General features: G+C 62.8%; 24 protein-coding genes. 13 read left to right on the top strand and 11 right to left on the bottom strand.

Annotated features, from left to right (window positions below; translation table 11 throughout):
- Positions 1-9: 9 nt before the first annotated feature.
- From ACLGL5_RS33310 to ACLGL5_RS33290, 5 genes are read left to right on the top strand one after another with little or no spacing between them, the layout of a single operon-like run.
- Entirely contained in the window at positions 10-405 is a 396-nt protein-coding gene (locus tag ACLGL5_RS33310; protein WP_083246998.1) for a hypothetical protein, read from the top strand.
- Between the two features lie 30 nt (positions 406-435).
- Positions 436-2,322, top strand: coding sequence for an ABC transporter ATP-binding protein (locus ACLGL5_RS33305; RefSeq protein ID WP_069092989.1), 1,887 nt, complete (start codon positions 436-438; stop codon positions 2,320-2,322).
- Between the two features lie 10 nt (positions 2,323-2,332).
- On the top strand, positions 2,333-4,216 hold the full coding sequence (locus ACLGL5_RS33300; protein WP_038649108.1) for an ABC transporter ATP-binding protein: 1,884 nt from the start codon (positions 2,333-2,335) through the stop codon (positions 4,214-4,216).
- A gap of 4 nt (positions 4,217-4,220) precedes the next feature.
- On the top strand, positions 4,221-4,688 hold the full coding sequence (locus tag ACLGL5_RS33295) for a GNAT family N-acetyltransferase (RefSeq protein WP_051726863.1): 468 nt from the start codon (positions 4,221-4,223) through the stop codon (positions 4,686-4,688).
- 1 nt (position 4,689) lies between these two features.
- Positions 4,690-5,001, top strand: coding sequence for a DUF6665 family protein (locus ACLGL5_RS33290; RefSeq protein WP_019860676.1), 312 nt, complete (start codon positions 4,690-4,692; stop codon positions 4,999-5,001).
- Here ACLGL5_RS33290 and ACLGL5_RS33285 read toward each other — a convergent pair.
- Both ACLGL5_RS33285 and ACLGL5_RS33280 read right to left on the bottom strand, forming a co-directional pair.
- A complete protein-coding gene (locus ACLGL5_RS33285) occupies positions 4,982-5,866 on the bottom strand; it encodes an alpha/beta fold hydrolase (RefSeq protein ID WP_069092988.1) in 885 nt (294 codons plus the stop codon). The genes ACLGL5_RS33290 and ACLGL5_RS33285 overlap by 20 nt on opposite strands.
- Positions 5,867-5,937: 71 nt before the next feature.
- Positions 5,938-6,282, bottom strand: a complete 345-nt coding sequence (locus ACLGL5_RS33280; RefSeq protein WP_019860674.1) for a cupin domain-containing protein — start codon at positions 6,280-6,282, stop codon at positions 5,938-5,940.
- A 315-nt stretch (positions 6,283-6,597) separates the two neighbouring features.
- Here ACLGL5_RS33280 and petA point away from each other — a divergent pair, with 315 nt between their 5' ends.
- The 6 genes from petA (at position 6,598) to ACLGL5_RS33250 (ending at position 12,214) form a co-directional block, all read left to right on the top strand.
- Entirely contained in the window at positions 6,598-7,158 is a 561-nt protein-coding gene (gene petA / locus ACLGL5_RS33275; protein ID WP_010911121.1) for a ubiquinol-cytochrome c reductase iron-sulfur subunit, read from the top strand.
- Positions 7,159-7,174: 16 nt separating this feature from the next.
- On the top strand, positions 7,175-8,476 hold the full coding sequence (locus tag ACLGL5_RS33270; protein ID WP_019860673.1) for a cytochrome b: 1,302 nt from the start codon (positions 7,175-7,177) through the stop codon (positions 8,474-8,476).
- 27 nt (positions 8,477-8,503) lie between these two features.
- Positions 8,504-9,361, top strand: coding sequence for a cytochrome c1 (locus ACLGL5_RS33265; protein WP_038649099.1), 858 nt, complete (start codon positions 8,504-8,506; stop codon positions 9,359-9,361).
- Between the two features lie 125 nt (positions 9,362-9,486).
- The gene (locus ACLGL5_RS33260; protein WP_069092987.1) at positions 9,487-10,182 is read left to right on the top strand and encodes an acid phosphatase; all 696 of its coding nucleotides are present in this window, start codon (positions 9,487-9,489) and stop codon (positions 10,180-10,182) included.
- Positions 10,183-10,355: 173 nt separating this feature from the next.
- Positions 10,356-11,501 carry an alpha-hydroxy acid oxidase gene (locus ACLGL5_RS33255; protein ID WP_027047300.1) on the top strand — a complete coding sequence of 382 codons (1,146 nt, stop codon included), beginning with the start codon at positions 10,356-10,358 and terminating at the stop codon, positions 11,499-11,501.
- Between the two features lie 167 nt (positions 11,502-11,668).
- Entirely contained in the window at positions 11,669-12,214 is a 546-nt protein-coding gene (locus ACLGL5_RS33250; protein ID WP_027047299.1) for an adenine phosphoribosyltransferase, read from the top strand.
- Positions 12,215-12,357: 143 nt separating this feature from the next.
- Here ACLGL5_RS33250 and ACLGL5_RS33245 read toward each other — a convergent pair whose 3' ends face one another.
- The 8 genes from ACLGL5_RS33245 to ACLGL5_RS33210 all read right to left on the bottom strand — a co-directional run bounded on the left by ACLGL5_RS33245 (position 12,358) and on the right by ACLGL5_RS33210 (position 19,228).
- Positions 12,358-12,831, bottom strand: a complete 474-nt coding sequence (locus ACLGL5_RS33245; RefSeq protein ID WP_064980604.1) for a MaoC family dehydratase — start codon at positions 12,829-12,831, stop codon at positions 12,358-12,360.
- Entirely contained in the window at positions 12,828-13,298 is a 471-nt protein-coding gene (locus ACLGL5_RS33240; protein WP_019860666.1) for a MaoC family dehydratase, read from the bottom strand. The genes ACLGL5_RS33245 and ACLGL5_RS33240 overlap by 4 nt, the downstream gene beginning before the upstream one ends.
- A 114-nt stretch (positions 13,299-13,412) precedes the next feature.
- Positions 13,413-14,387, bottom strand: a complete 975-nt coding sequence (corA, locus tag ACLGL5_RS33235; protein WP_064980603.1) for a magnesium/cobalt transporter CorA — start codon at positions 14,385-14,387, stop codon at positions 13,413-13,415.
- A gap of 305 nt (positions 14,388-14,692) precedes the next feature.
- Positions 14,693-15,796: a redox-regulated ATPase YchF gene (gene ychF, locus ACLGL5_RS33230; protein ID WP_069092986.1), complete on the bottom strand. Its 1,104-nt coding sequence runs from the start codon at positions 15,794-15,796 to the stop codon at positions 14,693-14,695.
- A gap of 95 nt (positions 15,797-15,891) precedes the next feature.
- A complete protein-coding gene (pth, locus tag ACLGL5_RS33225; protein WP_038649090.1) occupies positions 15,892-16,614 on the bottom strand; it encodes an aminoacyl-tRNA hydrolase in 723 nt (240 codons plus the stop codon).
- Between the two features lie 22 nt (positions 16,615-16,636).
- Entirely contained in the window at positions 16,637-17,278 is a 642-nt protein-coding gene (locus ACLGL5_RS33220) for a 50S ribosomal protein L25/general stress protein Ctc (RefSeq protein ID WP_019860662.1), read from the bottom strand.
- A gap of 321 nt (positions 17,279-17,599) precedes the next feature.
- Positions 17,600-18,511, bottom strand: coding sequence for a hypothetical protein (locus ACLGL5_RS33215; protein WP_069092985.1), 912 nt, complete (start codon positions 18,509-18,511; stop codon positions 17,600-17,602).
- Positions 18,512-18,799: 288 nt separating this feature from the next.
- The gene (locus ACLGL5_RS33210) at positions 18,800-19,228 is read right to left on the bottom strand and encodes a MarR family winged helix-turn-helix transcriptional regulator (RefSeq protein ID WP_019860659.1); all 429 of its coding nucleotides are present in this window, start codon (positions 19,226-19,228) and stop codon (positions 18,800-18,802) included.
- Between the two features lie 149 nt (positions 19,229-19,377).
- On the opposite strand from ACLGL5_RS33210, the gene ACLGL5_RS33205 reads away from it, so the two are divergent.
- A complete protein-coding gene (locus tag ACLGL5_RS33205) occupies positions 19,378-20,235 on the top strand; it encodes an alpha/beta fold hydrolase (protein ID WP_069092984.1) in 858 nt (285 codons plus the stop codon).
- Positions 20,236-20,473: 238 nt separating this feature from the next.
- A complete protein-coding gene (locus ACLGL5_RS33200) occupies positions 20,474-20,851 on the top strand; it encodes a nuclear transport factor 2 family protein (RefSeq protein ID WP_019860654.1) in 378 nt (125 codons plus the stop codon).
- A gap of 133 nt (positions 20,852-20,984) precedes the next feature.
- On the opposite strand, the gene ACLGL5_RS33195 is transcribed toward ACLGL5_RS33200, so the two are convergent.
- Entirely contained in the window at positions 20,985-22,214 is a 1,230-nt protein-coding gene (locus tag ACLGL5_RS33195) for an MFS transporter (protein WP_064981639.1), read from the bottom strand.
- Between the last annotated feature and the right edge of the window lie 54 nt (positions 22,215-22,268).

Here is a 22,268-nt window from a genome sequence, read left to right as displayed (position 1 = left end):
GACGGACCGATGTTCGATCCCTACAGAATACCGGGCTCGAGGAGCCTGCATATCCACCGACTGCCGACCTGGGCACTGCTGATCGGCGAGACCCATTCGTCGGCGGTCCATGCCGAAGTCCGGCGCCGGCCGCATCGCGGCATGCTGCCGGATGTCGATTTCTCGCACGCTGTTCCGGACCCCAGCCGGCCTTCGCTGGTGCGCCGGATCACCCGGCTGATCCGGCCGGGCGCGAAAATCCGGCTTGTCGACACCGCGCCGTCAGGATCAGCAAACGAGCCTGTCGGCGAAAAGCCCGCGAACCCCTATATAGCGCGAAGCAGGGCCGACGGTCCGGATGATTCCGGACCGTCGGCCCTCGGCGCCACACGGTCCGAGGACTTCGTACGTTCACGCGCCGCGTAAGCGGAAAACAGATTTTCACAGGCATGACCTATGTTGTTGTTCAGCTGGTTTGAAAGAAGGCTCGATGCGTTCCCCGCGGCGGAACCGGTCGAGCCGCCCAAGACTCTGGTGGCCTTCTGCCTGCATTATACGCGCGGCGCCTGGCCCTATATCCTTGTCGACGCGGTGCTGGTCGCGGCCATCGCCATCGCGGAAGTGTGGATGTTCGGCTTCCTTGGCCGCATCGTCGACTGGCTGTCGGGGCAGAATCGCGAAACCTTCCTTCAAACGGAAGGCTGGAAGCTTGCCGCCATGGCCTTCATCGTGCTGTTCGCACTGCCGAGCACGGTATGGGTGCATTCGCTGCTCAACCAGCAGACGCTGATGGGCAACTATCCCATGCGCATCCGCTGGCAGGTGCACCGCTACTTGCTCAACCAGTCGATGAGCTTCTACCAGGACGAGTTCGCCGGCCGCATCGCCACCAAGCTGATGCAGACCGCGCTCGCCGTGCGCGAATGCGTCATCAAGGTGATCGACGTGCTCAACTACGTCATCGTCTATTTCCTGGGCATGCTGTTGATCGTCGGCTCCGCCGACTGGCGGCTGGCCGCGCCGCTGGGCGTCTGGCTGGTCGGCTACATCCTGTTGCTGCGTTACTTCATCCCCCGCCTGGGCAAGGTCGGCGAGGAGCAGGCCAATGCGCGCTCGGTCATGACCGGTCGCGTCGTCGACAGCTACTCCAACATCCAGACGGTCAAGCTGTTCAGTCATGCCAAGCGCGAGGCGACTTTCGCCAGGGAAGGCATGATGGGCTTCCTCGACACGGTCTACCGGTCGATGCGGCTGGTGACGGTGCTTTTCGGCACGCTCTACATCCTGAACGCCCTGCTGCTGTTCTCGGTCACCGCCATTTCGCTGTGGCTGTGGATGGGGCAAGTGGTGACGATCGGCGCGGTCGCCGTGGTCATCGGCCTGGTGCTGCGGATGTGGGGCATGTCGCAGTGGATCATGTGGGAGATGTCGGGCCTGTTCGAGAACATCGGCACCGTGCAGGACGGCATCGCCTCGATCTCGCTGCCGCGCCTTGTCGAGGACAGGCCGGACGCGAAGGAGATCGCCGTTTCCAGGGGCGAGATCCGCTTCGAGGATATCCGCTTCCACTATGGCAAGCAGAAGGGCGTGATCGAAAACCTGTCGCTGACGGTGAAGCCGGGCGAGAAGGTCGGCATTGTCGGCCGCTCGGGCGCCGGCAAGTCGACGCTGGTCAATCTGCTGTTGCGCTTCTACGATCTGGAAAGTGGCAAGATCCTGATCGACGGCCAGGAGATCGCCGGCGTGAAGCAGGATTCGCTGCGCGCCCAGATCGGCATGGTCACGCAGGACACCTCGCTGCTGCATCGGTCGGTGCGCGAGAACATCCTCTACGGCCGGCCTGATGCTTCGGACGAGATGCTTGTCGAGGCGGCTCGGCGGGCCGAGGCGCTGGACTTCATTGGCGGGCTCGCCGATCACAAGGGCCGCAAGGGGTTCGACGCCTATGTCGGCGACCGCGGCGTCAAATTGTCCGGCGGCCAGCGGCAACGCATCGCCATTGCTCGCGTTATGTTGAAGGATGCGCCTATACTTATCCTTGACGAGGCGACGTCGGCGCTGGATTCCGAGGCGGAAGCGGCCATCCAGGAGAACCTCTACAAGCTCATGCAGGGCAAGACCGTCATCGCCATCGCCCACCGGCTGTCGACAATCGCGGCGATGGACAGGCTTGTGGTGATGGATCAGGGCCGAGTCATCGAGGAAGGTTCGCATGACGAACTGGTCGCCAAGGGCGGGCTCTACGCGCAGCTCTGGCAACGCCAGTCGGGCGGGTTCCTGCTCGAGGACATACCGGCCGAAATCGCCAATGACGTGATCGCGAAGGGGCAAGCCGCAGAATGATGGCCGCCGCATGATGACAGCCATCTATCGCTGGTTCGAGAACTGGGTCTATCCGTTCAGGGAGCCGGCGAATCTTCGGCCACCGTCGAGCGTCGGCGGCTTTCTCTGGCACTATGTCGGCCAGGCGAAGTTCGCCTTCTTTGCCATGCTGGTCATTGGCGGCATCGCGCCGCTGGTCGAGGCCGGCCTGTTCTACTTCGTCGGGCGGCTGGTCGATATACTCGACCAGCTTCCCGGCGAGCGCAGTTGGCACGCGCTGTGGACCGCCGCCGGCCCCGAGCTGGTGTTCATGATCGCGGTCGTGCTGGTCATCCGTACCATCGTCGTCGGCCTGTCGGCACTGGTCGACGAGCAGACGATCACGCCCGGCTTCTACAATCTGGTGCGCTGGCAGGCGCACCGGCATGTGTCGCGCCAGTCCTATGCCTTCTTCCAGAACGATTTCGCCGGCCGTATCGCGACGAAAGTCTGGCAGGCGGGGCAAGCGACCGGCGACCTGATGGAGAGTTTCATCGAAGTCGTCTGGTTCATGGTCGTCTACACGGTGACGACGCTGGCGCTGGTCGCCGGACTGGATCTCAGACTGGCGGTGCTGGTGGTGATCTGGATCTCCGCCTTCGGCTGGCTGGCAAAGCTCTATCTGCCTGCGATCCGCAAACATGCCGAGGCGACCGCCGAGGCCGGCTCGATGATCAATGGCCGCATCGTCGATTCCTATTCCAACGTGCAGACGCTGAAACTGTTCACGGCCGACGGCGACGACCGCTACATCCGGAACGGCTTCGACATTTATCTCGACGCGCTGCGCCCCTTCACCCGCCGGCTGACCGGCGTGCGCATGGCGCTGACGACGCTGTCGGGCATCATGATCACGGCGATCGGTTGTTTTGCCGTCTATCTCTGGGTCGAGGGCTCGATCACCGTCGGTGCGGTCGCCTTCACGCTGTCGCTGGTGCTGCGGCTCAACATGCTGCTTGGCCGGCTGATGATGCAGCTCAACAGTATTCTGCGCAATCTCGGTGTGCTGGAGAATTCCAAGGCGCTGATCTCGCAGCCGCTCGGGCTTGTCGATGCGCCCGACGCCAGGGAGCTTGTCGTGGCCGGCGGTCGCATCGACGTAAAAGGGGTCGAGTTCCACTACGGCAAGGGGTTCGGCGTGCTGAACGGCATCGACCTCGTCGTCAAGCCGGGCGAAAAGGTCGGACTGGTCGGGCCATCGGGTGCCGGCAAGACCACGCTCGCCAATCTGATCCTGCGGCTCTACGACCTGGAGGGCGGGTCGATCACCATCGATGGCCAGAATGTTTCCGACGTGACGCAGAATTCACTGCGCGCCAATATCGGCGTCGTCAGCCAGGACACCGCGCTCTTCCACCGTTCGCTGCGCGACAACATCAAGCTCGGCATGCCTGACGCAACCGACGCCGACGTGATCGCCGCGGCAAAAAAAGCCGAGGCGCACGACTTCATCCTGGGCCTGCGCGACAACCGGGACCGAGCCGGCTACGAGGCCTTTGTCGGCGAGCGCGGCGTGAAACTGTCGGGCGGCCAGCGCCAGCGCGTGGCGATCGCCCGTGTCTTTCTGAAGGACGCGCCGATCCTGATCCTCGACGAGGCGACCTCGGCGCTCGATTCCGACATCGAGGCGGCGATCCAGGAGAATCTCGCCCGGCTGATGGAGGACAAGACGGTTATCGCCATCGCCCACCGGCTGTCGACCATCGCCGCGCTCGACCGTCTTGTGGTGCTGGACGGCGGCCGCATCGTCGAGCAAGGCACGCATGACGAACTGGTGGCGCTCGACGGGCTTTATGCGCGGCTGTGGAAGCGGCAGTCCGGCGGCTTCCTCTATCACGAGGAAAGCGTGCTCGAAGAGACGCGGCCGGCGGAGTAGGCGCATGGGCGGAACGCCGGAAGTCGGTTATGTGCTCAAGCGGCTGCGGCCGACCACGCCGGCCTTCGACAGGCTGAAGGATGAGAGCCGGCTGGAAGGCTACTGGATGCTGGTGCGCCTGGCGGATGGTTGGGCAAGCGGCCGCAACAAGTTCCTGAAGCGGGGCGAGGCGTTGTTCGGGGCGTGGCATGGCGCCGAACTTGCCGGTGTATGCGGGCTGAACATCGATCCCTATGTCGAGGGCAGGGACCAGGGGCGGGTCCGGCACCTGTTCGTCAGCGCGCCTCACCGCCGCGCCGGCCTCGGCCGCATGCTGGTCGAGACCGTCATCGATCGGGCACGCCGCTATTTCACTGCGTTGAACACCCGCGCGCCGCAGGACGCCTTCGGCTTTTATGAAAGGCTTGGCTTCCGGCGCGTGGAAGGCGAAGAATTCGTCACCCACCGCATGCGTTTCGGGAAGGGGAACTGAAATGTCCTTGCGTCCACCATCCCATCTTGCCGGCTCTTCAGCCGCTGAAGCGGCCTTTGACGCGCTTGGCCACGAAATCCTGGCCGAAAAGGCGGCCGCACTTGGCCGTGCCGGCCAAAAGGTCGAGGAAACGCTGGCCAGGTTGCGCGACAATGCAGATGAGGAGTTGCGCCCCAGGCTTCTCAAGGAGGCCGCCGAGGCGGTGCACGGCTATTTCATCCAGCGCGAGCTGTGCGGCTTGCGCAAGCACGATGGCGTCATCCGCGAATACGACATCCCCAGGGCTGTGCTGGTCAGGCTCGGCGCCCGGTAGGCTCGGAGCTTGCGGCGCTGATTTCCCTATGGAATAGCGCCAGGCGGATGGCGAGCGCTTCGGGATTCTCGTCGGCGACGAAGTGCCCGCTGTCGGCGATGATGTCGCCCACGACTTTTGAGAGCCCGGCCGCCCGCAGGCCATCGACATAGTCGCCGATCTCGCCGGGCTCGGCCGCACCCCTCAGATACAGCACCGGAACCGCGATCGGCTTGCCGGCCCACTTGGCATTGGCCTCGGCATCCTCGGGGAAGGCGCGATACCAGCCGAAACCGGCCTGGAGGCTCTCGGGCCGGGAATAGGCCCTTGCGTAGATTTCCCTGGCATCGTCAGCGATCGAGGCCCCGTCCTTCGAAAGCACATTGAAGAAGAAGTCGAAATAGGCGCTCTGATGGCCGCTCACCAGCGTTTCCGGCAAGGCTGGAACGGCATGGAATGCAAAGTGCCAGATCCGCGGATTGCGAATGACCTTCTCCCATGGCGCTACGCCTGGAATGACGACATCCATGATCACCGCGCCGGACAGAATCTCCGGATGGTCGCGCAACAGGGCGAATACGATCTGGCCGCCGACATCATGGCCGGCAACCACCAGGTGCCGCAGCCCGCAAGCTTCGGCGACGCCTCTCATCAGCCTTGCCAGGGTCCGCTTGTCGCCGGCCCGGGGCATGCCTTGCGAGCCACCGATGCAGGGCAGGTCGGGGACGACGACCCGGTAGTCGGCTGCCAGCCGGCTGATCACCCGTTCGAACGCGTAGGAGCTTTGCGGCCATCCATGCAGCAGGAGGAATGCCGGCGCTTCGGGCGGACCCGCCTCGCGGATGGCAATGCTCAGCCCTTCGATTTCGACGGTCGAGATTTGCATGTCCTGATCCTGCCGACTGCCTATGCCATAGATCTAGTCGGCAATCGGGAAATCGACAGGGCTATCAACCGTCACTCGAGCCACTTCGTGATGAACGTGCCGTTCTCGTGAATGTCGGTCGTTTCCAGCGGACCCGGACCGAGATTGGTGAATTTGTGCGGCGTGTGGGGTGGCACGATGACAATCTGGCCGGCGGAAGCCTCGATTTCCTTGTCGCCCACGGTAAACAGGCCAGTGCCCTGGCGGATGATGAAGATCTCGCTGTAAGGGTGGGAATGCAGCCGCGGGCCGCCGCCTTCATCAGGCAGGTAGTTGAAGATCAGGCAGGAGTTGGAGCCGTAGGCGCCGCCTTGCAGCTCGCCCTTCCAGTGGTCGGAGCGAACCGCCCATTCCTCACGGTCTATGACGTGTGCCATGCCTGGGAGGATAGATCACACCGGCGCCCTGTGTCGAGGCAAGCTGGAGCCCTTGGATTTACGGTTGTTTCCCGGTTGTTTAGCCGCCTTTTGCGGCCATTCGCCGTCCCGCCGGACAATAGGGGATTTTGTCCCCGCGACAATCTGCCCTTGTGCCTTGACCCGTCTGGACAAAAACGGGCTTCACGCATAAACCGAAGTCCAAATGCCGGAGGAATTCGCTAGCCTGTTCGCCATGCGCTGTCGGGTTGGCGTGATTGAGCGGGGAACAAGGCTCGGCCACCGGCGCGGAAGAGGCGAAAGGATCAGGCACCCGTGAGCGCAACCGATATCCACGATCCCAATCGTCGAGATTTTCTTTATGTCGCCACGGGCATGGCTGCCGTGGTCGGGGCCGGCGCCGTCGCCTGGCCTTTCATCGACCAGATGCGCCCCGATGCCTCGACGCTGGCGCTCGCCTCGGTGGAAGTCGATGTCGCCTCGCTGACGCCTGGCATGTCGCTGATCGTCAAGTGGCGCGGCAAGCCGGTCGTGGTGCGCAACCGCACCGAAAAGGAAATGAAGGACGGCGAGGCCGTCAACCTCTCCGATCTCAAGGATCCGATCGCCCGCAACGCCAATCTGCCGGCCGATGCGCCGGCGACCGACGCCAACCGCACCACGCCCGGCAAGGAAGCCTGGATGGTGATGGTTCAGGTCTGCACGCATCTGGGCTGCATCCCGCTCGGCCAGGAAGGCGATTTCGGCGGCTGGTTCTGCCCGTGCCACGGTTCGCAGTACGACACGGCCGGCCGCATCCGCAAAGGCCCGGCGCCCGAGAACATGGCTGTGCCGGTATTCAAATTCATTTCCGATACCAAGATCCTTATCGGTTGAGGCAGGGGATATTTCGATGAGCGAGGGACACTCGACCTATACGCCCAAGACCGGTATCGAACGCTGGTTCGACGCCCGCATGCCGCTGCCGCGGATGGTCTACGACAGCTTCATCGCCTATCCGGTGCCGCGCAACCTCAACTATGCGTGGACCTTTGGCGGCATCCTGGCGATCATGCTGGTGGCGCAGATCCTGACCGGCATCGTGCTGGCCATGCACTACACGGCCGACACCAATCTCGCCTTCGGCTCCGTCGAAAAGATCATGCGTGACGTCAACTCCGGCTGGCTGTTGCGCTATATGCATGCCAACGGCGCCTCGTTCTTCTTCATCGCTGTCTACATCCACATCTTCCGTGGCCTCTATTACGGCTCCTACAAGGCGCCGCGCGAGTTGCTGTGGATCCTCGGCTGCATCATCTATCTCCTGATGATGGCGACCGGCTTCATGGGCTATGTGCTGCCATGGGGGCAGATGAGCTTCTGGGGCGCCACCGTCATCACCGGCTTCTTCAGTGCCATTCCGCTGGTCGGCGACTGGATCCAGCAGCTGCTGCTCGGCGGCTTTGCCGTCGACAACCCGACGCTGAACCGCTTCTTCGCGCTGCACTACCTCTTGCCGTTCATGATTGCCGGCGTCGTCGTGCTGCACGTCTGGGCACTGCATGTGGTGGGCCAGTCGAACCCGACCGGCATCGAGGTCAAGTCGAAGACCGACACCGTCGCCTTCACGCCCTACGCGACCATCAAGGACGCGTTCGGCATGATCGTGTTCCTGTTCTTCTTCGCCTATTTCGTCTTCTACCTGCCGAACTATCTCGGCCATCCGGACAATTACACGGTCGCCAACCCGCTGAAGACCCCGGCCCATATCGTTCCGGAATGGTACTTCCTGCCGTTCTACGCGATCCTGCGCGCCATCACCTTCAACATCGGGCCGATCAATTCCAAGCTCGGCGGCGTGCTGTGCATGTTCGGCGCCATCGTCATGCTGTTTCTGGTGCCGTGGCTCGACACCTCCAAGGTGCGCTCGGCGGTCTACCGGCCTTGGTACAAGCTGTTCTTCTGGCTGTTCGTGGCCGATGCCATCCTGCTGGGCTGGCTGGGCTCGCAACCGGCGGAAGGCAGCTATGTGTTCATGGCGCAGATGGCGACGCTGTTCTACTTCGCCTTCTTCCTGGTCGCGCTGCCGGTGCTTGGCCTGATCGAGACGCCGCGCAGGCTGCCGAACTCGATCACCGAGGCGGTGCTCGAAAAGAACAAGGGCGGCAGCGGGCATCCGGCGGGCGCCACGGCCGCGCCAGAGACCAAGGGCTGAGCGGTAGAGAATCTAAGGGGATTTGGCATGAAAAAGATTCTCACCTCGCTGGCGCTGGTCGGCCTTGTGGCTGCCGGCACCGCAGCGTTCGCGGCCGAAGAGGCGCACAATGCGGCGGCACCCACGCATTTCCCGATCAACGAGCCGAAGGAAATGAGCTGGAGCTTCACCGGCCCGTTCGGCACCTATGACAAGGCGCAGCTGCAGCGCGGTCTGAAGGTCTACAAGGAAGTCTGCTCGGCCTGCCATTCGATGAACCTGGTGGCGTTCCGCACGCTGTCGGACCTCGGCTACAACGACGCCCAGATCAAGACGCTGGCCGCCGAATACACCATCCATGACGGCCCCAACGACGCCGGCGACATGTTCGACCGTCCCGGCAAGCCGTCCGACCATTTCCCGGCGCCGTTCGCCAATGAGGAAGCCGCGGCTGCCTCCAATGGTGGCGCCGCCCCGCCCGACATGTCGCTGCTGGCCAAGGCGCGCGGCGTCGAGCGTGGCTTTCCGCAGTTCGTCTTCGATATCTTCACCCAGTATGACGCGGGCGGGCCCGACTACATCCATTCGCTGCTGACCGGCTACGACCAGACGCCGCCTGCCGGAATGGTCATTCCCGAGGGCACGCACTACAACCCGTACTTCATGTCGGGTGTGTCGTTGAAGATGCCCAAGCCGCTCTCCGACGGTCAGGTGACCTATGACGACGGCTCGCCGCAGACCGTCGACCAGTATTCGCGCGACGTATCGGCCTTCCTGACGTGGGCCGCCGAGCCGCACATGGAAGACCGCAAGAAGACGGGCTTCCGCGTGCTGGTGTTCCTGCTGCTCTTCGGCGCGCTGGTCTACCTGACCAAGCGCAAGGTGTGGGAAGGCGTGGCCCACTAAGCCGCGCAACCAACGACCAAAAAGGCGCCGAAAGGCGCCTTTTTGCTTTTCCGGCGACAGGCTGTGTCACATGGCCGTCACCGCCAACAGCGATCCTGCGCCATTCCCAACAAAGGATCGCACCCATGAAGAAATTCGCATCGCTGACTGCCGGTCTGCTGTTGCTGGTCATCGGCTCGGCCGCCCAGGCCGAAGACGCAAAACCCTTCGTCACGAACAAAGACATCGACCTAACGATGATCCTGCCGCCGCCACCGGCAAACGATTCGGCGCAGACCAAGGCCGAACTCGGCGAGGTGCTGACGCTGCAGGTGACGCGCACGCCCGAGATGGCAGCCAGCGCCGTTGCCGACTCCGAGGAGAATGTCTGGCGCTTCGCCAATGTGATGGGGCTGAATTTCAACAAGGAGAAGCTGCCGAAATTCAGCGCCTTCTTCGATCGCGTGGTCGAGACCGAAGGCGCTGTCGTCGATCCGGCCAAGGATGTCTGGAAGCGGCCGCGTCCGCATCAGCTCAGCGATCTCGTCAAGCCGGCGGTCAAGCTGTCGAGCTCCGGCTCGTGGCCGTCCGGCCACGCCACCGTCGGCACCATGATGGGCATCATCCTGGCCGACATGGTTCCGGAGAAGCGCGCCGAGATCATGGCGCGCGCGGCCGAATACGCCCACAACCGTGAGGTTGGCGGTATCCACTATGCGTCCGACGTAGAAATGGGCAAGATTTCCGGCAGCGTCATTGCCGCGGTCCTGCTCAACCGCGACGACTTCAAGGCCGAATATGAAGTGGCCAGGGCAGAGCTTCGTTCCGATCTCGGCATGTAATCTTCGTCAGCAGTCGGCTTCGATGCGAGGGGCGCTTCAGGCGCCCCTTTTCTTCTCACGGCCATGCTCGGCGGCAGTTCAGCAATTAGTCCGTTGGCAGGGCTGCATCGGATTGATATTCGAGGCATCGAAGGGCGGCGAATGTTGGCCCGCCACGGCCTTGGAAATCGATGATGCGACTCAACGACTGTCATAACTTTTCCGATTTCCGCCGCATGGCGCAGCGAAGGCTGCCGGGCCCGATCTTCGACTACATCGATGGCGCGGCCGACGATGAGGTCACCTATCGCCGCAACACCGAAAGCTTCGAGACCTGCGACCTCGTTCCCAACGTGCTGCGCGGGGTGGGCGAGATCGACATGTCGGTGACGGTGATGGGGCAGAAGCTGGCGATGCCGTTCTATTGCTCGCCGACCGCCCTGCAGCGACTGTTCCACCATCAGGGCGAGCGCGCGGTGGCCAAGGCCGCCGCCAAATACGGCACCATGTTCGGTGTCTCTTCGCTTGGCACCGTCAGCCTCGAGGAAGCGCGCGGGATCAGCGCCAGTCCGCAGGTCTACCAGTTCTATTTCCACCGGGATCGCGGCCTCAACCGGGCGATGATGCAGCGGGCGAAGCAAGTTGGCGTCGAGGTGATGATGCTGACCGTCGATAGCATCACCGGGGGCAATCGCGAGCGCGACAAGCGCACCGGCTTTGCCATTCCCTTCAAGCTCAACCTCGCGGGGATGGCGCAGTTCGCGCTCAAGCCGGCTTGGGCGATCAATTATTTCACCCATGAGGGGTTCAAGCTGCCGCAGCTCGACGAGCATGTCGACATGGGCGGCGGCACGATGTCGATCAGCCGCTATTTCACCGAAATGCTCGACCCGTCGATGACCTGGGACGATGTCGCCGAGATGGTCAGGCAGTGGTCGGGGCCGTTCTGCCTCAAGGGCGTCATGTCGGTCGAGGACGCCAAACGCGCCGTCGAGATCGGCTGCAGCGGCATTGTGCTTTCCAATCATGGCGGCCGGCAGCTGGATGGCTCGCGGGCGGCATTCGACCAGTTGGCCGAGATCGTCGATGCCGTCGGCGACCGGATCGACGTCATCATGGATGGCGGCGTGCAGCGCGGCACGCATGTGCTGAAGGCGTTGTCGCTCGGCGCCAAGGCGGTTGGCATCGGCCGTTACTATCTGTTTCCGCTGGCGGCGGCCGGCCAGCCGGGTGTCGAACGGGCGCTTGAACAGATGCGGGTCGAGATCGAACGCGGCATGAAGCTGATGGGCTGCAGTTCGATCGGACAATTGTCGCGCGAGAACCTGCGCTTCCGGTGACCAGCAGAGCATCGGCGCGGACGGTCACTGCACCGGTCCAGGCCAATCCTTTGCCGGACACGCTTGTCTCGGCCGCCACATCGCGCTAGCCGTTGTCGGTCGCGTCGGGCTACGATCTGCCTCCCGCGCGTTTCAAACCTGTCAGCTGGATCATCCGGAGCCGCCTCATGAAACCTTCGCTCGAAGACACGCTGCTGGCCGCGATCCGCACCATCCCGGATTATCCCAAGCCCGGCATCCTGTTTCGCGACATCACGACGCTGCTCGGCAATGCGCGCGCCTTCCGGCGCGCCATCGACGAACTGGTGCATCCCTATGCCGGCCAGAAGGTCGACAAGATCGCCGGTATCGAGGCGCGCGGCTTTATCCTGGGTGGCGCCGTCGCTCACCAGCTTTCAGCCGGCTTCGTGCCGATCCGCAAGAAGGGCAAGCTGCCTTTCGAGACGGTGCGCGTCGCCTACAGCCTGGAATACGGGCTGGACGAAATGGAGATGCACAAGGACGGCATTTCCCCTGGCGAAAAGGTGATCCTGGTCGACGACCTGATCGCCACTGGCGGCACCGCGGAAGCGGCGGTGAAGCTGCTGCGCCAGATCGGCGCCGATATCCTGGCTGCCTGCTTCGTCATTGACCTGCCGGACCTCGGCGGTCGCGCCAAGCTCGAGGCGCTTGGCGTGCCGGTAAGGACGCTGATCGGGTTCGAGGGGCATTGAGGCAGCAAAATACTGCACGGAGACAAGTACGGGGTCGAGCTTGATGTCCGCGGCCTGCCGGGTCCCCGCTGCTTCGCAGCGTCCCCGCGTTCGTCAGCCTTTCATCGTGCCACTGGCACGATGAATTCGCTTACGCGAACCGGCTACTCACCCACCTTCACCAGCACGGCGCTTTCAAACTCCAGCACCTTATCGCCGGTCGAATCGAACGCTTCCGCGCGCAGCGACAGCATTCGCCAGCCGGGGCGCGAGGCGATGGCGCGATGGGACAGCGCGGTGCGGCTGAAGGTGATGGTCTCGCCGGCATGGACCGGCTTCAGCCACTTAAGGTTCTTGAAACCGGGCGAGGGGCCGAATTCCGGGACCGGGCCGGGGCCGTTCCAGCTGGCCCCCTCGGCATCCATGCTCGCTTCGAGGTTGAGCTTCATCCAGGTGGCGGAGGTGTGCCAGCCGGAGGCGCAGAGCCCGCCGAGCACGCTCTTCCTGGCAGCCTCCTCGTCGATATGGAAGATCTGCGGGTCGTATTTGCGGGCGAACGCCTTGATCGCCTCGGGTTCGAATGTGTGCGAGCCCAGCGTCACCGTGGTGCCGATGCGGAAGAATTCATCCAAGGTCATGCCTGATACCCCGCGGCATCGCGCGTCAGGAACATGACGGAATTCTCAAGCTCGAAGACGCTTTCGCCGCGCTGGTTGACCAGCTCGCTGCGCATGGTGATGAAGCCCAGTTGCGGTTTCGATCGCGACAGGCGTTTGGCCAGGACAACCAAATTGCCTCTGAGCGTATCGCCGGCCAAGACCGGTTTCTTCCACTTGACCTGGTCGACGCCGGGCGCGCCCTGGCAGGTGGAGTCCAGGAGGAAGGCATCGCACAACATGCGCATGAACATGGCGCAGGTGTGCCAGCCCGAAGCCGAGAGGCCGCCGAGGATGCTGGCCTTGCCGGCTTCCTCGTCGAGATGCATCGGCTGGGCATCGAATTCACTGGCGAACTCGATGATCTCGGCCGCGCTCACCTGTTTCGTGCCGAGGTCGAACGAGGCGCCCTCGACGAAATCCTCATAGGCCCATGTCTTTGCGGTCATGTCGGCAATCCGGCTAAATCCCAAGGATCGGGCAACCCGGATGCAGGCCGGCAGCGATTTGGTCAAGTCCTTTCTGGTGAGCCAGGCCGAGGGCGCGGCTGCCCGTCGCGGCGCTCAGAGCCAGCCTCGGCGGCGGAAATACCAGAAGGGCAGGATCGCCGACAGGATCATCAGGCCGATGGCGAAGGGATAGCCAAGCTCCCATTTCAGCTCGGGAATAACGTCGAAGTTCATGCCGTAGATCGAGGCGACCAGTGTCGGCGGCAGGAAGATGACGGCGGCGACCGAGAAGATCTTGATGATGGCGTTCTGCTCGATCGAGATCATGCCGAGCGTGGCGTCGAGCAGGAAGGAGATCTTCTGCGACAGGAAGGTGGCGTGGTCGGCGAGCGACAGCACGTCGCGCGACAGGGTCTTGATGCGGGCGCGGACATCCTTGCTCATCTTGGTCTGGGTCGCGACATGGGCGAGGAAGCCGGCAAGGCGCTGCAGCGAGATCAGGCTGTCGCGCACGGACGAGGCGATGTCTTCCTTGCGGCCGATGGCCTTCAAGAGCTCCTGGAAGTCGCGGTTGCGCTTCGACACCTTGGTCGAGCGTGCCTCGAAAATGTCGCGCGAAATCGCCTCGATGTCGCGGCCGGCGCGTTCGAGGATGTCGGCGAGACGGTCGACGATCGCCTCCAGCAGGCCGATCAGGATGGTGTCGCCACTGGTGCAGCCGGTCGCCACTTTCTCGGCGCGCAGCGGGAAGGTCTTGAAGGCCTTCGGCTCATGGTAGCGAATGGTGATCAGCCTTTTGCCGGCAAGCGCGAAGGTGACCGGCGACATCAGGGGATCGTCGACCTCGGTCTGGGCAGGCAAAGTGGCGGTCATGAAGTAGGCGCCATCCTCGATGTAGAGACGGCTGGAAATCTCGATCTCCTCCATCTCCTCGCGGGTCGGGATGGCGACGCCGAGCCAGCTCTCGATGGTGGCTTCTTCTTCCTTGGTCGGACTGATCAGGTCGGCCCAGACGACCCTGTCGCCATCGGCCAGCAGGTTGTCGACGACGCGCAAGCGATCATTGTCCACGACAAATGCCTTGATCATCGCCAGATCTCCCCTGCGAAGGTTCGGATTGCGCGTCGTGTCGGATTGCACGGCTCTTCGTCGTGTGCGCGACCGTGTGGCAGCCGCTTAGACCCGTGCCATGACAAAATCAAGACAAGCCCTGGAGCCGGGCCGGGATCGGGTGCTCAGAAGAACTCGTCGAGCAGCCGATACCAGGAAAGCTTCGCCGGCTCGGTTTCCGGCGGCCCGTACCGTTGGAGAAGAGGCACTATCCAGGCCTCTGCGAGATTGTAGCGGATGCTCCGGCAGGCGAGCGCCAGATCCTGGTGGCGATCCGCCAGGCGTCAGGTATTGAACTTGAACAGCATGATGTCGCCGTCCTGGACGACATATTCCTTGCCTTCGTCGCGCGCCTTGCCGGCTTCCTTGGCCGCCACTTCGCCGCCCAGCGTGACGAAGTCGTTATAGGCGATGGTCTGGGCGCGGATGAAGCCGCGTTCGAAATCGGTGTGGATGACGCCGGCCGCCTGCGGGGCCTTGTCGCCCTTGTGGATGGTCCAGGCGCGCGTCTCCTTCGGCCCGACGGTGAAATAGGTGATGAGATGCAAAAGCTCATAACCGGCGCGGATGACCTTGTTGAGCCCCGGCTCGTCGAGGCCGAGCGAGGACAGGAATTCCATCTCTTCCTCGTCGGAGAGCTGGGCGACTTCGGCCTCGATCGCGGCCGAGATCACCACGGTGCCGGCGCCTTGCGCGGCGGCCATCTTTTCCACGGCCCTTGTGTGCTCGTTGCCGGTCGCGGCATCGGCCTCGGCGACATTGCAGACATAGAGCACGGGGTGCGAGGTCAGCAGGTTCAGACCCTGCAGGATGCGCAAATCGTCGGCGGAAATACCCTTGAGCAGGATGCGGGTCGGCTTGCCGGCCTGCAGCAGTTCGAGTGCCGCCTCCATCATCGGCAGCACGGTCGTTGCTTCCTTGTCCTTGCTGCCGGCGCGCTTACGGATCTGGACGATGCGGCGCTCGAGGCTGTCGAGGTCGGCGAGCATCAGCTCGGTCTCGACCGTCTCGGCGTCGGCGACGGGGTCGATGCGGCCCTCGACATGGGTGATGTCGTCATCCTCGAAGCAGCGCAACACATGCACTATGGCGTCGACCTCGCGGATGTTGGCGAGGAACTGGTTGCCCAGCCCTTCGCCCTTCGAGGCGCCGCGCACCAGGCCGGCAATGTCGACGAAGGAGATGCGGGTCGGGATGATCTCCTTGGACTTGCCGATGGCCGCGATCTTCTGCAGGCGCGGGTCGGGCACCGCCACCTCGCCGGTGTTCGGTTCGATGGTGCAGAACGGATAGTTGGCGGCCTGCGCCGCCGCCGTCCTGGTCAGCGCGTTGAAGAGCGTCGACTTGCCGACGTTGGGCAAGCCAACGATGCCGCATTTGAAACCCATTTTGTCCAGTCCTATCGGAAAAGCGAAATTTGATGAGGGCTATGGGCGATAGGGGTGATCAACGTCAAGCCCCGTAAGGCCGCATGCGTGCCCGCTCAGTCCTTGTTGCCGAAGAGTTTCTTCAGCATGGCAGCCATCGGGCCGGTCTCCGGCAGTTTGGCGGGTGCTTGTTGCGACCGCGCCTGGCGGATGTGGCTTTGTTGTTTAGGCTGCTGCTTCTGCGCCGGCTTTTCCAGCTCGGCTATCGCCTTGCCCTGGACGGCAAGGGCGGCCTTGTTCATGAAGCCGGATTCGTCGCCCTTGACGATCATGGCGGCGTTGTCGGCGATCGCGTCGAGCAGGGGATCGAGCCATTCGCGGTCGGCCTTGGCGAAATCGCCGAGCACATGGTGCTGGACCATTTCCTTGACGCCGGGATGGCCGACACCGATGCGCACGCGACGGTAGGCGTTGCCGACATGGCCGTCGATCGAGCGGATGCCGTTGTGGCCGCCGGCGCCGCCGCCGGTCTTGATGCGCAGCTTGCCTTCGGCAAGGTCGATCTCGTCATAGAAGACGGTGAGCGCGGAAAGCTCGAGCTTGTAGAAGCGCAGGGCTTCGCCGACCGACTGGCCGGACAGGTTCATGAAGGTCTGCGGCTTGATCAGGATGATCTTTTCGCCGGCAATCGTGCCCTCGGCGATCAGGCCCTGGAATTTCTTCGACCAGGGCGAAAAGGAATGGCGGCGGGCGATTGCGTCCGCCGCCATGAAGCCGACATTGTGCCGGTTATCTGCGTATTTCGCGCCCGGATTGCCGAGACCTGCAAATAGCAGCATCGTCTGCTCCGGGCGGAAAGAGTTACTTCTCTTCGGCGGCAGGGGCTGCTTCAGGTGCAGCCACTTCAGCCGTCTCTTCCGTCTCCGGCTTCATCGCCGACGAACCGGCAATGGTCGCGATGGTGAAGTCGCGGTCGGAGATGACCGGCTTGACGCCGGCCGGCAGCTTGACCGCCGAGATGTGGATCGAGTCGCCGATGTTGGTGCCGGTGAGATCGATGGTGATGAATTCCGGGATCGCGTTGGCCGGGCAGTGGAACTCGACTTCGTGACGCACGATATTGAGCACGCCGCCGCGTTTGATGCCGGGCGACTTGTCCTCATTGATGAAGTGGACAGGCACGTCGACATTGACCTCGGTGTCCTTGCCGATGCGCAGGAAGTCGACATGGACAGGGAAATCCTTGACCGGGTCGAGCTGGAAGTCCTTGGGCAGGACCTGGATCTTCTTGCCGTCGACATCGATCGTGGCGATCGTGGTCAGGAACCCGCCGCCATGGATCTTGTAGTAGATGTCCTTGTAGGTGAGAGCGATCGCCAGGGGAGGCTGCTTGTCACCGTAGATTACTGCAGGCACTTTACCGTTGCGGCGAACTGCACGGGCGGACCCCTTACCGACCTGTTCGCGCGCTTCGGCCTTGAGCTCGTAAGTATCGTGGCTCATGGCTTTTCCTTTCGCGTGTTATGGAGCGTTTGCGGGAAGGCAATTTGCCCAAGCCGTAAACGTCGAAAGCCGCCAGACCTCGATGTCCGAATGCGGGCACCCGTTTTGAGACGGAGCTTTGTTCGGGATCACAAGGGAAGGCAGCCTTCCGCCGCGTTGCCTCCAAGGGTGTCTACGCGGGTGGCGGCTCTATAGCGGAAGGTGGCGAGAGGCGCAAGCGGTTGGGCTGGAAGGCATGAAGAGCCGTTCGAGGGTCGATCTTCGTCTGACAGTCCGCCAGCGCTTGCCATGCCTGCGGCGGACAACCAGCGATGGCAGTCATCATTGCCGCGGCATATGTTTAGACAACCAGCGGCGAAGCTTTTGGATCAAAGTGCGTCTGACTCGCGCTCGGGAGCTGATCTGCACGCGCCAGTCCGGAATAACATTCTCGGATTCCGTGCTCCCCGCCCGGACCTTCTGCGCCAGCCATGTCATGTCGACGAGCGCGTATCCATTGGCTAGCAACCGGTTGGTGAGCATCAGCTCATTGAGAATAGCCCGAGCCTTGCTTTCGAAAAACGGTAGCGTTTCAGGTGTAAGATCGAACCTTGAATGCCAGATTACTCCCTCGCCAGCTCCGTCGCCGGTGAGCCAATGCAGCAAAGACTGCTGATATGCTCGCGAGATCGGTGCGTCATCACGGAAGGGCTGTCGAGGGTTGCCGGTGAAGATCGGCGCGTCCCTGCCGACGCTTACCAGGGATCCCAGGCTGCTGAGTTGCCGCGGGTTCATCAAGATGAACGAACTGCGGAGCCATGCCTGCGAGCGGATTCCGAAAATCGAGAAGGCCTCGCGGCGAGAATCAATGCAACCCAGCGCTCCCTGCAAACCAAGCAACGACCGCAACGAGCCACCATCAATCAATTTGAGATGGTCAGGTGCGGATGCCGCGAAAGCCGAAGTGGCCAAGTGGACCAGATCATACTGATGAAGTTTGGCGCCGGTATGATTGATGCCGCAGTCCCATGCGGAGAATTCCCAATCTTCATTCGACCCGCCGATCAGTTCGACCCCGCGGTCCAAATCAGAGCCATGACCGACTGGCAGCGAATTGTCGATCACGAGCATGCGATGCTCAACGTCCGGCATCTGGCGGGCGAACATAGCTCGCAAGTCCTGCCATGCGGTCGGATATTTTTCGGTGCCGTGACGCACCAGAAGGGTCAAAACACGAAGCGGCTGGGCGTGCATGGCGAATCCAGAAAAAGCGCAGAGAACGCAAGCAAGTCTTGGGAATTTCTCCGCTGCCGCAGGTCATGACGAAGCCACTTATCCTGGGGCTGATCACACCCATTCATCTCATCTTCGCCGCGGCATTCCCTATAGCAGAATCGAGAGCCTGTGGGTCAATTCCCCGCGACTCGGCATGCTCGAATTTCGTTTCATGCCAGCCTGGGCACGAGAAGCGAACTAGGGAGCATTTCGATGCCGTGCGAGCGCGGTCAAGCCGCGCCGAGGCAGTCAAGAGTCAGCCGGTGGCTACCGATCGCCGCTCAACGTATCGCGCAGCGCCTGGATTTGCCGGTTCAGCGTATCGAGCTCAGCCAGCGTCATGCCCGAGCGCTCGATCAAGGTCTCGTTGAGGCAGTTGCACTGGACGAGCAGCGCGCGCCCGGCCGATGTCAGGTCGACCTGGACCTGGCGCTCGTCCGCCTGGCTGCGCTGGCGGGTGACCAACCCGGCCTGTTCCATGCGCTTCACCAGCGGGGTGACGGTGCTCGATTCCAAAGCGAGCCGATGGGCGACCCCGCCGACCGACATGCCATCGGCCTCGCCCAGCGCGTTGAGCACGAGATATTGCGGATAGGTGATCCCCATCTCGTCCAGCATCGGCTTGTAAGTGCGGTTGATCGCCATCGAGGTGGCGTAGAGCGTGAAGCAGAGCTGATTGTCCAACGGGAGGGGCACGACGCATTCCTTTGCCGATTAATCACGAAATATGTACCACGAAAAATGATATCGCGATACATATTTTTGTGGACATGGCTTCCGCGCTGCGCTAGCCATATAGATATCGCGATATTGTTTATCGCGAAAAACAATCAAAGGAGATTGAGATGGCTTCGCAGGCAAAATCCGGTTCCGGCAGCGGCACGATCACCACCAAGGACGGCACGCAGATTTTCTACAAGGACTGGGGAACCGGTCAGCCCATCGTCTTCCATCATGGCTGGCCGTTGAGCAGCGACGACTGGGACGCACAGATGCTGTTCTTCCTGGCACAAGGCTACCGCGTCATCGCCCATGACCGGCGCGGCCATGGCCGCTCGACGCAGACGGATATCGGCAACGAGATGGATACCTACGCCGCCGATGTCGCTGAACTTGCCGCGCATCTCGACCTCAAGAACGCTATCCATGTCGGCCATTCGACCGGCGGCGGCGAGGTGGCGCGCTATGTCGCGAAGTACGGCTCGGGCGGCCGCGTCGCCAAGGCGGTGCTGATCGGCGCGGTGCCGCCAATCATGCTCAAGACGGCTGCCAATCCCGGCGGCCTGCCGATCGAGGTCTTCGACGGTTTCCGCGCTGCCCAGGCTGCCAACCGCGCCCAGTTCTTCCGCGACGTTCCTGCCGGTCCGTTCTATGGCTTCAACCGTCCGGGCGCCGAGGTTTCGCAAGGCGTCGTCGACAATTGGTGGCGCCAGGGCATGATGGGCGGCACCAAGGCGCATTACGATTGCATCAAGGCTTTCTCGGAAACCGACTTCACCGAGGATCTGAAGGCGATCGACGTGCCGGTGCTGGTCATGCATGGCGACGACGACCAGATCGTCCCGATCGCCGACTCGGCGCTGCTGTCGATCAAGCTGCTCAAGAAGGGCGAGCTCAAGGTCTACAAGGGTTTCCCGCACGGCATGGCGACAACCCACGCCGATGTCATCAACGCCGACCTTTTGGCCTTCTTCAAGGCATAGGTCGCACCCGGCACAACAGCGGCACCCGCCATTGCGGCGGGTGCTTCGGTCGGCTTCAGACGATGCCCATCGGACGCGCCTGGCAGCGCTGGCGGCCTGTCGCGGTCGCACTTCAGCCGGGCGTTGCATTGCGCGCGGCCGTGAACGATAGTTTCTTGACCGGACAGGCGTGAGACATCGGATCGAGCGTTTTTGCGCCCTCCGCCTCCTCCGGCATTCGTGATCCGGAGGGTGGAAAATGAACGCGGAATCGATCGACTACAACGGCCTGATGCAGGCTAACCTTGCGCGAGTATTCGGCGAACGCGATGCCGACCGGCGCCTTGTGGCGATCCGCGAACTTTACGCCGGCGATGCCGTGCTTTACGAGCCGGATGCTTCGGCAACGGGCCATGCCGCCATCAATCATGCGGTGAGTAAGCTGCTGTCGAGCCTACCGCCGACGTTCGCCTTCACGGCGACGGGCCCTGCCGTCGGCCATCACGGCGTCGGGCGGCTGCAATGGCAGTCCGGGCCGCTCAACGGCCCTGTCGCCGTCACCGGGATCGATGTCGCGCATTTGCACGGCAACCTTATCCACTCTCTTTTTGTTTTTCTCGATCCCGCCGGCACCTGATACGCCCGTTCACTGAACGAGTTGCCATGCCCGAAACCGGCCTTGGAGCCTTGCTTCGCCGCGTGAGAAGGAGGGCAACGCGGCGTATGATCTTATCCACGCCCACGCTGCCTCCGTCTTTAGCAACGACTGTCTAGGCTTTTCTTGCTTCCTTCATGTTGGGCAGGAACACCGTCAGCAGGCCCAAGAACGGCAGATACGAGCAGATCTGGAAGACGAAATCGATGCCCTTCATGTCGGCGACGACGCCGAGCACGGCGGCGGCAATGCCGCCCATGCCGAAGGCGAAGCCGAAGAAGATGCCGGCGATCATGCCGACGCGGCCCGGCACCAGTTCCTGGGCAAAGACGACGATGTTGGAGAAGGCCGACGAGAGGATGAGGCCGATCAGAACGGTCAGAACCATCGTCCATTCCAGATTGGCGTAGGGGAGCGCCAGCGTGAAGGGCAGCACGCCGACGATCGAGAACCAGATCATCGCCTTCTGTCCGTAGCGATCGCCGAACGGGCCGCCGAGCAGGATGCCCAGCGCCGAGGCGCCGAGGAACAGGAACAGCATCACCTGGCTCATCTGCACCGACACTCCGAACTTATGGATGGAGTAGAAGGTGTAGTAACTGGCAAGGCTGGCGATGTAGGCGTTCTTGCTCAGCACCAGCAGCGTCAGCACGACCAGTGCGCTCATAACCTTGCGGCGCGGGAAGGGCGAGACGAAGCTTGCCGCCTTGCGGGTGCCTTGCGCGGCGCGCAAGCGGCTGTACCAGCCGCCGACCTGCCACAAAACGACGATGCCGATCAGCGAGCCGACGGCGAACCAGGAGATGCTGGTCTGTCCGAACGGCACGACGATGAAGGCCGCCAGCAGCGGCCCCATCGACTGGCCGAAATTGCCGCCGACCTGGAATAGCGACTGCGCCAGGCCAAACCGGCCGCCCGAGGCGAAACGCGCGATGCGCGAGGATTCGGGATGGAAGATCGCCGAGCCGACGCCGATCAGCGAGGCGCCGATCAAGAGCAGATAATAGTGCCCAGCATAGGCCAGCACGACCAGGCCGATCAGCGACGAGGCCATGCCGTAGGGCAGGGAATAGGGCATCGGCCGCTTGTCGGTGATCATGCCGATCACCGGCTGCAGCAAGGACGCCGTCACCTGGAAGGTGAAGGTCAGCAGGCCGATCTGCCAGAAATCGAGGCCGTAATTCTGTTTCAGAAGCGGATAAATGGCCGATAGCAGCGACTGCATGATGTCGTTGATGCAATGGCAGAAGCTCACCGCCAGGATGACGGTGAAGGCCGTCGCCTGGGCTGAGGCGTGACTGGCGGTCGCTGGTGACGCGACGCTGGCGGCTGTCGTATCGGTCAAGGCAGGCTCCGTGGTCTTTTTGGCGGGCACGCCCGCAGGCAATCTGGCGGACGC

This window comes from Mesorhizobium sp. U510 (genome assembly GCF_059180695.1).
Note: the sequence above shows the minus strand (reverse complement) of the source record. Positions and strands in the feature narration are given on the sequence as shown.